Annotated in this window: 15 protein-coding genes; 9 read left to right on the plus strand and 6 right to left on the minus strand. The window is 70.6% G+C overall.

The window, feature by feature from the left end:
- Positions 1–260 precede the first annotated feature (260 nt).
- Together K4G22_RS21600 and K4G22_RS21605 are read right to left on the minus strand one after the other, a co-directional pair.
- The gene (locus tag K4G22_RS21600; RefSeq protein WP_228081979.1) at positions 261–737 is read right to left on the minus strand and encodes a hypothetical protein; all 477 of its coding nucleotides are present in this window, start codon (positions 735–737) and stop codon (positions 261–263) included.
- A gap of 9 nt (positions 738–746) precedes the next feature.
- On the minus strand, positions 747–2042 hold the full coding sequence (locus K4G22_RS21605; protein WP_322785159.1) for a helix-turn-helix domain-containing protein: 1296 nt from the start codon (positions 2040–2042) through the stop codon (positions 747–749).
- Between the two features lie 130 nt (positions 2043–2172).
- Between K4G22_RS21605 and K4G22_RS21610 the strand changes: the two genes are divergently transcribed.
- The 8 genes from K4G22_RS21610 (at position 2173) to K4G22_RS21645 (ending at position 6900) form a co-directional block, all read left to right on the plus strand.
- Positions 2173–2388, plus strand: a complete 216-nt coding sequence (locus tag K4G22_RS21610; protein ID WP_228081981.1) for a hypothetical protein — start codon at positions 2173–2175, stop codon at positions 2386–2388.
- A 35-nt stretch (positions 2389–2423) separates the two neighbouring features.
- Positions 2424–2609, plus strand: a complete 186-nt coding sequence (locus K4G22_RS21615) for a DUF7848 domain-containing protein (RefSeq protein WP_228081982.1) — start codon at positions 2424–2426, stop codon at positions 2607–2609.
- Positions 2606–2977: a DUF7848 domain-containing protein gene (locus tag K4G22_RS21620; RefSeq protein WP_228081983.1), complete on the plus strand. Its 372-nt coding sequence runs from the start codon at positions 2606–2608 to the stop codon at positions 2975–2977. Before K4G22_RS21615 ends, K4G22_RS21620 begins: the two co-directional genes overlap by 4 nt.
- Positions 2978–2999: 22 nt before the next feature.
- Positions 3000–3416 (plus strand): NUDIX hydrolase, encoded by a 417-nt coding sequence (locus tag K4G22_RS21625; RefSeq protein ID WP_228081984.1) that lies wholly within the window; start codon positions 3000–3002, stop codon positions 3414–3416.
- 22 nt (positions 3417–3438) lie between these two features.
- A complete protein-coding gene (locus tag K4G22_RS31685; protein WP_265590243.1) occupies positions 3439–3810 on the plus strand; it encodes a hypothetical protein in 372 nt (123 codons plus the stop codon).
- Positions 3811–3944: 134 nt separating this feature from the next.
- Positions 3945–4844, plus strand: coding sequence for a DMT family transporter (locus K4G22_RS21635; RefSeq protein WP_228081985.1), 900 nt, complete (start codon positions 3945–3947; stop codon positions 4842–4844).
- A complete protein-coding gene (locus tag K4G22_RS21640) occupies positions 4841–6076 on the plus strand; it encodes an MFS transporter (protein ID WP_228081986.1) in 1236 nt (411 codons plus the stop codon). The genes K4G22_RS21635 and K4G22_RS21640 overlap by 4 nt, the downstream gene beginning before the upstream one ends.
- 128 nt (positions 6077–6204) lie before the next feature.
- Entirely contained in the window at positions 6205–6900 is a 696-nt protein-coding gene (locus tag K4G22_RS21645; protein ID WP_322785121.1) for an ABC transporter ATP-binding protein, read from the plus strand.
- A gap of 81 nt (positions 6901–6981) precedes the next feature.
- Here K4G22_RS21645 and K4G22_RS21650 read toward each other — a convergent pair whose 3' ends face one another.
- Positions 6982–8295, minus strand: a complete 1314-nt coding sequence (locus K4G22_RS21650; RefSeq protein WP_228081987.1) for a M14 family metallopeptidase — start codon at positions 8293–8295, stop codon at positions 6982–6984.
- 326 nt (positions 8296–8621) lie between these two features.
- Between K4G22_RS21650 and K4G22_RS21655 the strand changes: the two genes are divergently transcribed.
- A complete protein-coding gene (locus K4G22_RS21655) occupies positions 8622–9395 on the plus strand; it encodes a transglycosylase SLT domain-containing protein (protein WP_228081988.1) in 774 nt (257 codons plus the stop codon).
- A gap of 64 nt (positions 9396–9459) precedes the next feature.
- Here the strand turns inward: K4G22_RS21655 and K4G22_RS21660 are convergent, their stop codons facing one another.
- The 3 genes from K4G22_RS21660 to K4G22_RS21670 all read right to left on the minus strand — a co-directional run bounded on the left by K4G22_RS21660 (position 9460) and on the right by K4G22_RS21670 (position 12337).
- A complete protein-coding gene (locus K4G22_RS21660) occupies positions 9460–10446 on the minus strand; it encodes an ABC transporter substrate-binding protein (protein ID WP_228081989.1) in 987 nt (328 codons plus the stop codon).
- 92 nt (positions 10447–10538) lie between these two features.
- On the minus strand, positions 10539–11309 hold the full coding sequence (locus K4G22_RS21665) for an amino acid ABC transporter ATP-binding protein (protein ID WP_322785122.1): 771 nt from the start codon (positions 11307–11309) through the stop codon (positions 10539–10541).
- Positions 11306–12337: an amino acid ABC transporter permease gene (locus K4G22_RS21670; RefSeq protein ID WP_228081990.1), complete on the minus strand. Its 1032-nt coding sequence runs from the start codon at positions 12335–12337 to the stop codon at positions 11306–11308. The genes K4G22_RS21665 and K4G22_RS21670 overlap by 4 nt, the downstream gene beginning before the upstream one ends.
- Between the last annotated feature and the right edge of the window lie 24 nt (positions 12338–12361).

Consider the following 12361-nt stretch of genomic DNA (forward strand, 5'->3'; position numbering starts at 1 on the left):
CGATCGACGTTCGGGACGTGGCCATCTTCGCACTCGACCAGCTCCGACACCCCCGCTCGCGCCTTCAACGTGGCCGCGCCACTGGGCCGGGGCATCACCCCCGCCGCGCCCAACACGGCCTGCCGCCCGAGAAGGAAGCCGCGATTCTCAACGCGTCCGGAGCACCCGGGGCCCGCTCCGGACTGATGAGGGGCGCCCGTGCCGATCGAGCTCCGGGGCGAACTCCGGTTGCGGCGACATGAGGCCCTTGAGCGCGAGGTTCAGTCCCGGGTCGCCCCTTCGGGCCAGAGCACGGTGACGGGGACGGCGTTGCGCTCCGCGTGGGCCACGACGTCGGCGGTCCCGCCGTACCCCCGGGCCGGCTCGCCGTCCCAGACCGCGATGAGGGCGTCCACCAGCCCGACCAGGATCTCGCTGCCGACCATGTGCGCCTGCGAGTCGGAGTCCGCGAGACCCGTCCGATGTACCTCGGTCGCGGCGGTCAACAGCCCGTCATACTCGGCGTGATGCCACATCGGCAGCCCCTCCCGATAGGCAGCGGCCGGGATGACCACCTCGATCCGCCCGCCCCGGTCAAGGACCGCCCGAGCGAACCAGGCGTCCGGCCCGTCCGCGATACACGAGACGCCGGTCAGCTCATCGGGGGCGAACCGCGCCAGTTCCACGGCCAACGCCTCCCGCACCCGGGACGCGACATCCCGGGGCAGCCCTCGATGGCCGGTAATGCCTACGCGCATGAGATGTCCTCACAGATAGATGCCGTGCAGCCGATCGTCGAACTCCCGGACGACGCGTGGCGGCGTGGTAGGTGTGTAGGCCCGGCGCAACGCTCGGGCGCGGTCGATGATTCGGCCGGAACGGTAGTGGAGCCCTGTATCCAGAGCACTGCGGGCGATCGTGAACGCGCCATCGATACGGCCGGCAGCCATATGCCCCTGCGCGATGTCCAGTAGAATAAGCGCGCGTTGTTTCTCATGCCCGGAAGTCAGTACGTCACCCGCCCCCTCCTGAGCCGACGCGACCCACTCCGGCAAGCCGAGTCGTGCGCCACAGGACAGGCGCGCGGCGGCGACCTTGGCATGGCTGAACGGAAAGACCCAAGGCCATGGTGGCGGCCCCTCGTCGCCCATGCGATCGGCGGCCTGGTGCGCCATGCGCAACGCCCGGTCGGCCGCCGGGGCGCTCCCGACAGCGGCGTGAGCCAACGCCTCAATAGTCGCCAACCACGCCTGTGCGACGGGTAGTTCGTCATCGACTTGCCGTCGCGCGGACGCGATCAGGTTCAACGCGCTGGGTCCGTTGCCCATGTGCGCTTCCAACTGGGCCAAGCTACCGATCTGGTACGCCGACAGGAGGGGATCGGCGGAGCGGCGGGCTGCGGTGACCGAGGTGCCGTACCAGGTCCGGGCCGAACCGAGATCACCCATGTCCCAGGAGAGCCAGCCGGCGAGGCTCGCGGCTTCGCTACCCGCTGCGGCCAGTTGCCGCCGGTACACGTCGTCCTCGCAGCTCTGGGCGAGGTTCTGCACCAGCTGGAGATGGGCCCGCACGGGCTCGATCAACTGACGTGCGGGGGTGGAAGCGTCCAGGCGTCGGTAAGCGGTGGTGGCCAGGCGAAGAGGCGTGGTTGCGTCATCCGAATGTCCGCCGGGATTCGCGCTCGCGACTACGGGGGTCGTTGCCGCTGCGGCTGTCGCAGCGAGGAAGGCACGTCGTTCCATAGGTCCAGACGGTTGTACGTGGTCGGCGAGGCCGACGAGGTGCAGAGGAATCTGTAGGTGCCGGGCAGCCTTGGCCAGCACGGTCATGTCGTACGCCCCGGCTCCTCGCCCCTCCATCCGCGAGACAGCGGACTGACTGAGTCCGCATGCGACTCCGAATTGACGTTGCGTCAGCCGGGCGTTGATGCGGGCGAGTCGCACCACCCGCCCGTAGTCACCGCCGCGAGCCGCGGCCTGGATGGCTTTCGTGGACCAGTTCATAGGTGATTTCCCGTTGCATTGGTATCGCGCGCTGTCCAAAAACAGGCCCTGTCTATGCATCTGACGCATAGGCGAATGCACGGCTCGGGTCAGTGCTGGCCCGGCCAGAGTGCCACGTTGTTCCCTCAGTCCACTACCCGTTGTCGATTTAGGAGGCACACATCGTGACACGGGGTGGAAGGCGAGACGTATGGCCAGCAGACGACAGGACGGATTGGTGATCGCCGATATGGCCGAATCACAGGAAGAGAACACCTCCTCCTCCGAGGCCGACGGGAGCGACGAGCGTCCGTCGTCAGAGGAGGGCCAGGAGACGACCCCGCTCGACCGGTTGCGAGCCCGGCTTCGGGCGAGGAACGCGGCGAGCGAGGCCAACTACCGGATCAAGAGTGGGGGGTTGCCGTGACGTTGCGCGGTTGCCACTCGCCGGGACTCAGGCTCGTGCCGGACGACAGCGAAGCGACGTTGTTCGTCATGGAGTGCGTGACGTGTGGCTTCTTCGGGCCGAAGGGGCAGGACGTGGCGGACGGGGCGGAGTGGGCCGGGCAGCACCTGGCTCTGCATCCGGCGCACCTCGCGTATCGCGAACACATCACGCGGGCCTACCGGTTCGAGGCGGCGACGTGAGCGGCGAGCCGATCATCAGGGGTGCGGACTGGGTGCTCACCGATGAGCTGGGACCCGGGGCGCCGGACGGGATCTATGCCGTGGAGTGCATGTCCTGCCCGGCGCGTTCGCCGCTGTTCGACGATGACGCGCACCCGGTTGCGGTGTGGGCCATCAACCACACCCAGGAGAACCCGCACCACGAGTTGTTTCTCGCGCGAGCGGAGAAGCACTGGCGGGTGGTCCGCCGTCGGCATGAGGACGAGAGCCCGGGGCCGGCGCCGCAGAAGCCGGTGGTCGCGTTTCTGGACCGGGCCTTCGGGCCCGCGTTCGTCGGGTTGATGTGCCTGTGCACCGCCCTGACCGGCTACCTCATCGCCCTCAACTGAGCAGCAAGGACAACCCCCTTTCGTGAACATGACTTTCCTGGTGCTGGCCACTACCCGCGACGGCCACCTCCTCATGGTGCAGGGGCGCGACGGCTGGACGCTGCCCAACGGCGCGGTCCCGCACGGCAGTTGTCCCGTCCTCACCGCACGACAGGCGCTCATGGACACCACCGGCTACGACCGGGGGGTGACCGACGCCTACGCCATCAGCGTCAGCACCGAACCCACCGTCTCCCTCACCTACGTACTCGACGGCGGGCACACCCCCACCATCCCCGCCGGCGCGCACAAGCACCTCCCCGCGAACGCCGGCTGGCTCCCGCTACGCGAACTCCACGAACCACCCCCGATCGTCCGATACGCCCTCACCGCCGCCGCACAGCGGCGACGTATCCCCGTCCTCGTCAACGGCGAACGCCCCGACGCCGCCTACACCTGAACGACAACAGAAGGAACCGAACATGTCCCAGCAGGTCATCGTCCTCGTCATCACGCGCAACGGATACGTCCTCCTCCACCGCGACCAACTGCCGCAGGCAACCGTCCCCAACCACGGCGACCTGGCCCTCACCGGCAGGCTCACCCTCGCCCGCCAGACCGGGCACCTCGCCGACATCACCCGCGCCTGGACCGTCCGCTCCATCGGCCCGGACAACGACGGCGAACTCTGGGTGCTCGACGGCGGCGTCCACGACACCGTCCCCGACGCCACCGAGGACACCCACCCGCACGCCCGCTGGGCCCCCATCACCACCCTCGGCGAGAACCAGGCCATCCAGGAAGCCCTGGAAGCCGTCGACGCCGGCATCAGCATCCAACTCGCCACCGACTGAGGACATCGGGGGCCGGGATGCCGCCGCGTGGCGAGCGTGAAGCAGAGCTTAACGCCAGCCCTCGAATCATTCGCTTGTCCTGTAGGCCACGTCGGGTGAGGGTGGGGGCATCGCCGGGACGAGGGGGAGAGACCGTGAAGCCGTGGATACGGGTGGGGGCGCTGGCCCTGCTCTGGGGGTCGACGTTTCTGTGGACCGAACTCGCGCTGCGGGACTTCCCGCCGGCCCAGGTCACCTTCGTCCGCAGCGCCCTGGGCGCGCTGGTGTTGACGGCGGCCTGCCTCGCCGGCGGGCATCGGCTGCCACGGGACCGGTCGATCTGGCGGCATGTCGTGGTCGCCGCGTTCCTCTGCAACGCCCTGCCGTTCCTGCTCTTCAGCCTGGGGCAGCAGCATGTCGACTCGGGACTGGCCGGCGTCCTCAACGCGACCACGCCGCTCTGGGCGTTTGTCATCGCCCTCGCGCTCGGCGCGGAACGCGGCGGTCTGCCGGCCAGGCTCGGCGGGCTGCTGCTCGGCTTCGCCGGCACGACGCTGATCTTCGCGCCCTGGCGGCAGGCCGGTTCCGCCGGCTGGGGCGCGCTGGCGATCCTGGTCGCGGCGGCGAGCTACGCCGTCGCGTTCGCCTACCTGGGGCGCCATCTGGTCGGCCGGGGTATCCCCACCATCGTTCTCTCGTCCAGCCAACTGATCGCCGCCACCGGCTGGACCGCGCTCGCGCTGCCCGCCGGCGGGCTGGTGCTGCCGCGCCCCGGCTCCACCGCGCTGCTCGCGCTCGTGGTCCTCGGGGTCCTCACCACCGGGGTGACGTTCCATCTGACGTACCGGATCATCGCCGACGAGGGTGCCGTCAACGCGGCGACCGTCGGCTATCTGCTGCCGCCGGTCTCGGTGGCGCTCGGCGCGCTGGTGCTCGGCGAGCGCCCGGGGCCGCTGGTGCTCGCGGGGATGGTCGCCGTCCTGGTCGGCGTCGCGCTGACCAGGCGCCGGGCGTCGGTGCCTGCGCCCGTGGCCCCGGTGGAGTCGGCCCGGTGAGGTCCGCCTCGCCGTGGCGGGTGGCCGACTTCCGTCGGCTGATCACCGCCATCACGTTGAGCCAACTCGCCACCAACGCCGCCTATGTCGGCGTCCCGCTGCTCGCCGTGCTGGCGCTGGACGCGGGCCCTGGGCAGGTCGGCGCGCTCGCGGCGCTGAGCACGACGGCGTTCCTCGTCATCGGACTGCCGGCGGGCGCCTGGGTCGACCGGATGCGGCATCGCGCGGTGCTGATCGGCGCGGAACTCGTCCGCGCGGCGGCGTTCGCCTCGGTGCCGCTGGCCTGGTGGGCGGACGCGCTGACCCTGGCGCAGCTGTACGCCGTGGTGCTGCTGGCCGGCTGCGCCACCGTCTTCGCCGACGTCGGGGCCCAGAGCGTGCTGCCCAGGATGGTGAGCCCGGAGGCGCTGGTTCCGGCCAACGCCGCCGTGGTCAGCCTGATCGCCGCCGGCAACGTGGCCGGCCGGGGCGTCGGCGGCGCGCTGGTCCAACTGCTCACCGCGCCCGTGGCGCTGGCCTGCACCGCGCTCGGCTATCTGGCCTCGGCCCTGCGGCTGACCGGTCTCCGCCGCGCCCCGGCGCCGCCAGCGCCCGCGCCCGGCATCCGGCTGCGCGCCCAGATCGCCGAGGGCACCCGTCATGTCCTGGGCAACGCGGAGCTGCGCGCCCTCGCGCTGACCGCCGCGTTGAGCAATCTCGGCGCACAGATGGTGAACACCATGCTGCCGATCGTCTTCGTTCAGGAACTCGGCCTGTCGGCTGGCGCGTTGGGCCTCTTCTGGGCGGCGGGCGGCATCGGTCTGCTGCTGGGCGCCCGCTGTGCGGGCTCGGCCGCCGTCCGGCTCGGGCATGGCCGCACCCTCGCGCTGGCCGGGGTCTGCCTGGGTCCTGCGGCGCTGCTCGTGCCGCTCGTCGGCGACGGCGTCCGGCTGTGGATCGCGGGCGCCGGTTGGCTTGTCGCCATGTTCAAGATCGGCATGGACAACGTGCTCGGTGTCAGCCTCCGCCAGCGCATGACGCCGCCCCCGCTGCTGGGGCGGATGAACGCCACCTTCCGGTTTCTGCTGACGGGGGCCCTTGCCGTGGGCGCCGCCGTGGCGGGGCTGCTCGGCGGGGTCGCGGGCGTGCGCCTCACGGTGTGGACGGGCGCCGCGATCGTCACCCTGGCGTTTCTGCCGGTCTTCCTCTCCCCGGTCCGCCGCCGAAGGGAGCTGCCGCCGCAGGCGGGGTGAACCAGCGCGCCGGACCCTCTTGAGTTAGGTAAGGCTAACCTCAATAATGGGACCTCTCGTTGGCTGATCCGAGCGAACAGGAGTCTCCTTGTGGCGCTTTGCCGGGTGAACGTCGGAAGGCGCCGCCGGTGACCGCTCTGTCCGTCAGGGGGCTGACCATGGCCTACGGCCGGGGCGAGCCCGTGCTCAGCGGGCTCGATCTGGAGGTCGCCGGCGGCGAACTGACCGCCGTGCTGGGCGCGCCCGGCTGCGGCAAGACGACCCTGCTGCGGATCATCGCCGGCTTTCTGACGCCCACCGGCGGGACGGTCACCGCGAACGGCCGCACTCTGTCCGGCCCTGGGGTGCGGGTGCCGCCGGAGAAACGTGGCATCGGCATCGTCGCCCAGGAGGGCGCGCTCTTTCCCCATCTGAGCGTCGAGCGCAATATCGCCTTCGGCCTGAGCCGGGTCAAGCGCGTCGACCGTCGGGCGCGGATCGAGGAGTCGCTGGCCCTGGTCGGCCTGGACGGGTTCGGTGGGCGCATGCCCTATGAGCTGTCCGGCGGTCAGCGCCAACGCGTCGCCCTGGCCCGCGTGTTGGTGCCGCACCCGGCGCTGGTGCTGCTGGACGAGCCGTTCGACGCGGTGGACAGCACCCTGCGGGTGGGGCTGCGGAACGATGTCCGCCGGGCCCTGGCGGCGATGGGCAGCACCGCGATCCTGGTGACGCACGACCCGGAGGAGGCGGTCTCGGTCGCCGACCGGGTGGCGGTGCTGAGCGAGGGACGGGTGCTGCGGCACGACATCCCCCGCCGGCCCTCCCGCCGGCCGGTCGGACGATAGCGGCGTGAGCGCCGGCGCCGTGACCGGCCGGGACGGGGCGGTCACGGCACCGGTCCGGTGGTCACGGTACCGGTCGGGTGGTCAGCTCGCGCAGTACTCCGCCTCCAGGCCCGCGGCCCGGTAGGCGCAGTCCGCGTAGTCGAGCAGCGTCAGCACGGCCTCCCGGTTGCGGCTGGTCTCCCGGTCGATCACGCTGCCCGGCGGGTAGAAGCCGCCGCCCGCCTGGGACGTCGGGTACATCTCGAAGGTGAACGAGAAGATCCCCTGGTCCGCCCAGAGCCAGTCGTTGATCGAGCCGTCGGTGATGTAGAGGTCGCTCGACTGCTGCGGGGTGTAGCCGTTGGTGTCGGCCATCGCCGTGCCGAGCGCCTCGAACGTCGCCGCGTCGTCGGCGGTGAGCCCTGGCGCGGTGTCGGCGTAGGTGTAGCCGTACGGCCACAGCACCAGCTCACCGTAGGTGTGGAAGTCGATATGCGCGGTGATCTGCTGCTCGCCGCCGACCACCCGGCCGCGCGCGAAGTCGGCGACGACGGCCGTCTCGGGGCCCGACTCCGGGCCCGAGCCACGGTAGGTGTCGCTGCTCGGCGAGCCGGACGAGCCGCCGCAGCAGCCCCACTCGTACGCCCAGTTCCGGTTCAGGTCGGTGCCGATGGCGGACGAGCCGGCGTTGGGCTGCCGGTTCTTGCGCCAGCTGCGGAAGGAGCCGGACTCCTGGTCGTAGATCTTGCCGTCCGGGTTCACCGAGGGGATCACCCACAGCTCGCGGCTGTCGAGGAGGGCGGTGATCTCGGGGTCGGTGCCGTACTGCGAGGTCAGCTCACCGAGGGTGTAGAGGGCCATCTCGACGGTGAGGTGTTCGCGGGCGTGCTGGTTGGCGGTGAGCAGCACCTCGGGCTCGTCCTCGTCGACGGCCACGTTCGCGCTGACCTTGACGGCGACGATGTCGCGGCCCTCGTAGGACTCGCCGATCACCTGGCTGCTGACCAGGTCCGGGTGGGCGGCCTCCAGCTGGGCGACGTCGGCCAGTGCCTCGGCGTAGGTGTGGTAGTCCTCCGGGGCCGCGACGCGGATCTCGCCGTCGCCGCGCTCGGTGGGCGCGGTGAGGGCCGTCAGCCGGTAGCCGAGGTCGGCCAGCCGGTCGGCGTGGGCCTGGTCGGTGGTGATGACGACGGACGAGGCGCGGACCTCGTCGATCGCGGTGCCGGTGCGGGCCAGGTCCGTCCGCTCCACGGCGGTGGCCACGCCGTCGACCTCGTACTGTCGGACGGTGGCCGCCGTCGGCTCCGTTTCGTCCGTGGCCGCGCTGGCCAGGGCGCCGCCGGAGGCGAGGGCCAGGGTGAGGGTGAGAACGGTCGCGGCGATGGCGGTCCGCCTGCCGCGCGGGAATCTGCGCATGCGCGTCTCCAGAGTGGGGTGGCGCCATGATCGCGAGAATGGCATGCGCAGGTCAATATGGTCGACGCGGAGTGATCGTGCGGTCACTCCGGGGTGTTCTTGTCTGTCGTTGGGTGTGATGGCGGTTACGGGGCTTTGGTCCTGTGCGAGGTGGGGTGGGGGTGTGCTGGTGGCTTGGTGGGGGTGGGGGGGTGGGGTTGTGGGGTGGGACCTCTGTCCTGGTCTACGAGGTGTCTTCGCAGGTCAGGGCCTTGCGTTGGGGGTGGTCGCCGGTGCATGTTGGCTGCTCGCCGATATCTGCTACGGGGTTCCGGGAGGTTGTGACCATGACTGTTTCTTCGCAGGGTGCGGGTGCTCGCGTTGTTCGTCCGGTGGTGATGGCCGGGATCGTGACGGTGGGTGCTACGGCGCTTTCGTTGCCGTTCGCGACGTCTGCCATGGCCGCTGAGGCGGATGGTGTGACGCGGGCGGCCGAGGGTACGTCGGCTCCGGCGGCGTTCGCTCCCGAGGGTGCGGATGGTCCGCTCGGTCAGGCCACCACTGCCGGTGGGGACGAGGAGCGGGACGTCGAGAAGCCGGTCGAGGAGCCCGCTGAGGACAGGGCTGAGAAGGCTGCTGAGAAGGATGAGCCGAAGCCTGAGCCGAAGCCGGAGTCCGATGGTGTGGATGGTCGGGCTGATGGGTTTGATGAGGATGAGGGTCGTGGTGAGGACTACCACGATGATGGTTCGCTGGTGGTGATTCCGAAGCATGAGCAGCCGACGCCTGAGCCGGCTTCGGATGAGGAGATCGATGGTTGGATTCGTGAGGCGCTTGAGGTGCTGGAGGAGGAGGGTATTCCGGCCAGCTACGAGGGTATTCACAAGAATCTGATGCGGGAGTCGAGTGGTGATCCGTTGACGATCAACCTGTGGGACACGAACGCGGAGCAGGACATTCCGTCGAAGGGTCTGCTTCAGGTGATCGACCCGACGTTTGAGCAGTACCACGTCGAGGGGACCAGCGAGAACATCTACGACCCGGTCGCCAACATCGCCGCCGCCTGCAACTACGCGGCCGACCGGTACGGCTCGATGGACAACGTCGACAGCGCGTACTGACCCACCCGGCGCACGGCCGGAACAGAAGGTGAGCCCCGCCCCCGCGGGGCTCACCTTCGTCTGCTCACTCGGTGGGCGGCAGCCCCGGCGGGTTGATCACGGAGGCGTCGAGCCCCTCGTCGGCCAGCCCCCAGCGGTCCAGCACCTCGGCGTAGCTGCCGTTCTCGATCACCTCGCCGAGCGCCGCGTGCAGAGCCTCGATGAAGCCGTTGTCACGTTGGGTGGTGGCCGCTATCTCGCCCTGGAGGCCGTCGCCGGCGCCGGAGAAGGTGCCGATGATCTCCGTCTCGCCGGTGACCCTGGCGTGGTAGGCGGCGCTGGGGTTGGGGCCGAGATAGGCGTCGAGGCGGCCCGACGAGAGCGCCAAGTAGTAGTCCGTGGCGTTCTGGTAGTAGCGGATGTCGGTCGGCTCCAGGCCGGCCGCCTCGTTCTGCTCGCTCCAGCTGACCAGGATCGCCTCCTGGTTGGTGCCGGAGGAGACGCCGATGCTGCGGCCCGCCACGTCCTCCGGGCCCTCGACGCGCCAGTCGCCGCCGACCAGCGTCTCGAAGGCGATGTTGTCGAGCCGGTAGGTGGCGAAGTCGTACTTCTCCTTGCGCTCCTCGGTGACGGTGATGTTGCTGAAGCCCACGTCGTAACGGCCGCTGTCGAGGCCGACGAAGATGTTCGCCCAGTCCACGACGTTGTAGTTGATCTCCAGATCCAGCACGTCGGCGACCAGCGAGGCGATATCGGGCTCCACGCCGATCACCGTCTGGTCGTCGGTGGCGTAGAAGGAGAGCGGCGGCACCGTGCCGGCGGAGCTGGCCACCTCAAGGGTGCCCCGCTCCCGTATCGCCTCGGGGACCAGTGCGGCGATCTCGGGCACCGCCTCGGCGGTGACCCGGTCCTGCTCGGGGCTGAGGTTGACCTCCTGGCCCTGCGCGGCGCCGTCGTCCGCCGCCGGCTCGATGCCGGCGTCCTCGGGGTCGGAGCAGCCGGCCAGCAGCAGGGCGGCGGCGCAGGCGATGACGCCGAGCGTTCGGGGGGCGTACGTCAGGCGGGGATCCATGGGGCCTCGTTTCATCACAGGGGCAGGGACAGGGGCAGGGACAGGGACAGGGACGGACAGGGGGGACGGGGAAGGGGACGGGGAGGGGTGGGTCAGCGGACCTGGGCGAGGAAGGCGCGGGTGCGTTCATGGGCCGGGTCGTCCAACACGACGCCGGGCGGGCCCTGTTCGACGATCCGGCCCTGGTCCATGAAGACGACGGTGTCGGCTATCTCGCGGGCGAAGCCCACCTCGTGGGTGACCACGATCATGGTGGTGCCGCCCCGGGCCAGATCCCGGATCACGGTGAGGACCTCGCCCACCAGCTCGGGGTCGAGCGCGGACGTGGGCTCGTCGAAGAGCAGCACCTTGGGGGTCTGGCCCAGGGCGCGGGCGATCGCGACGCGCTGCTGCTGGCCGCCGGACAGCTGGCGCGGATAGGCGTCCAGGCGGTCGCCGAGGCCGACGCGGTCCAGCAGCTCGGCGGCCTGCCGCCGGGCCTCGGCGCGTGGCCGGCGCAGCGCGGCGATCGGGGCCTCGGCAACGTTCTCCTGGGCGGTGAGGTGCGGGAAGAGGTGGAAGTTCTGGAAGACGAAGCCGATATGCGCCCGCTGCCGCAGCACCGCGCGTTCCTTCAGCTCGTGGAGGCGGTTGCCGCTGCGCCGGTAGCCGATCAGCTCGCCGTCGACATGGACCAGGCCGGTGTCCGGGCGCTCCAGATGGTTGATGGCGCGCAGCAGGGTGGACTTGCCCGAGCCCGACGGGCCGAGGATCGCGGTGACCTCGCCGGGCTGCACCCGGAGGTCGATGCCGTGCAGCACCTCGACGGCGCCGAAGCTCTTCGTCACCCCACGGACCTCCACCATGGGGGTCGGGCCGCTCATCGTCCGGCTCCCGTCTCGGGCGCCGCCTCGGCGCTCGCCGTCGGCCCCGGTGGTCGGGGGCGCCGCAGGGCGCGGGGGGCCCGGGGCGCCCCGGGCGGTCTGCGGCGCAGCCGCTCCAGCGCGCCGGGCACCGGCTGCCGTTCGGCGCCTCTGGCGAAGCGCCGCTCCACATAGTGCTGGGCGATCGACAGCACGGTGGTCAGGAGGATGTACCAGACGGTGGCCACCATCAGCAGCGGCACCACCCGGCCGTTGCGGCCGTAGATCACCTGCACCTGGTAGAACAGCTCGCCCACGGCCATCACCGAGACGATCGAGGTGCCCTTGAAGAGGCTGATGATCTCGTTGGCGGCGTTGGGCAGGATGCCGCGCATGGCCTGCGGCAGCACGATGCGGCGGAACTGCCGGAGCCTGGGCAGCCCGAGGGCGGCTGCCGCCTCCCGCTGGCCCGGGTCGACCGCGATGATGCCGCCGCGCACGATCTCGGCCGCGTAGGCGGCCTGGTGCAGGGCCAGGCCGATCACGGCCGCCGTGATCGGCCCGATCAGATGCATGGTCTCGAAGGTCCAGAAGACCGGGCCGAACGGGATGCCGAAGCCCAACTCCTGGTAGAGATAGGCGAGGTTGAACCAGAACAGCAGCTGCACGATCAGCGGTATCGAGCGGAAGGCCCAGATGTAGGTCCAGGCCACGCCGCGCAGCACCGGGCTGCTGGAGAGCCGCATCACGGCCAGCACCACGCCGAGGGTGAACCCCAACGCCGTGCCGTAGAAGGTGAGTTGGACGGTGAGCCAGACCGCCTTGAGCACGCTCTCGGCGAAGAGGTAGTCGAAGAACGTCGACCACTCCCAGCCGGGGTTGGTGGCCAGGCCGTAGCCGAACTGCGCCACCAGCACCAGCGTGACGGTGCCGGCCAGCCAGCGGCCGTAGTAGCGGGCGGGGACCACCGTCAGTCCGGACAGCTCGTCGGGTTCGTCCGGCGCGGCGCGTTGCGTGGGAACGGGAGCGGCGGGTGGCGCGCTGTTCACGGGGCCTCCGGTCGGTTGGGGGTG

It is taken from the genome of Streptomyces profundus (assembly GCF_020740535.1).
GTDB lineage: Bacteria > Actinomycetota > Actinomycetes > Streptomycetales > Streptomycetaceae > Streptomyces > Streptomyces profundus.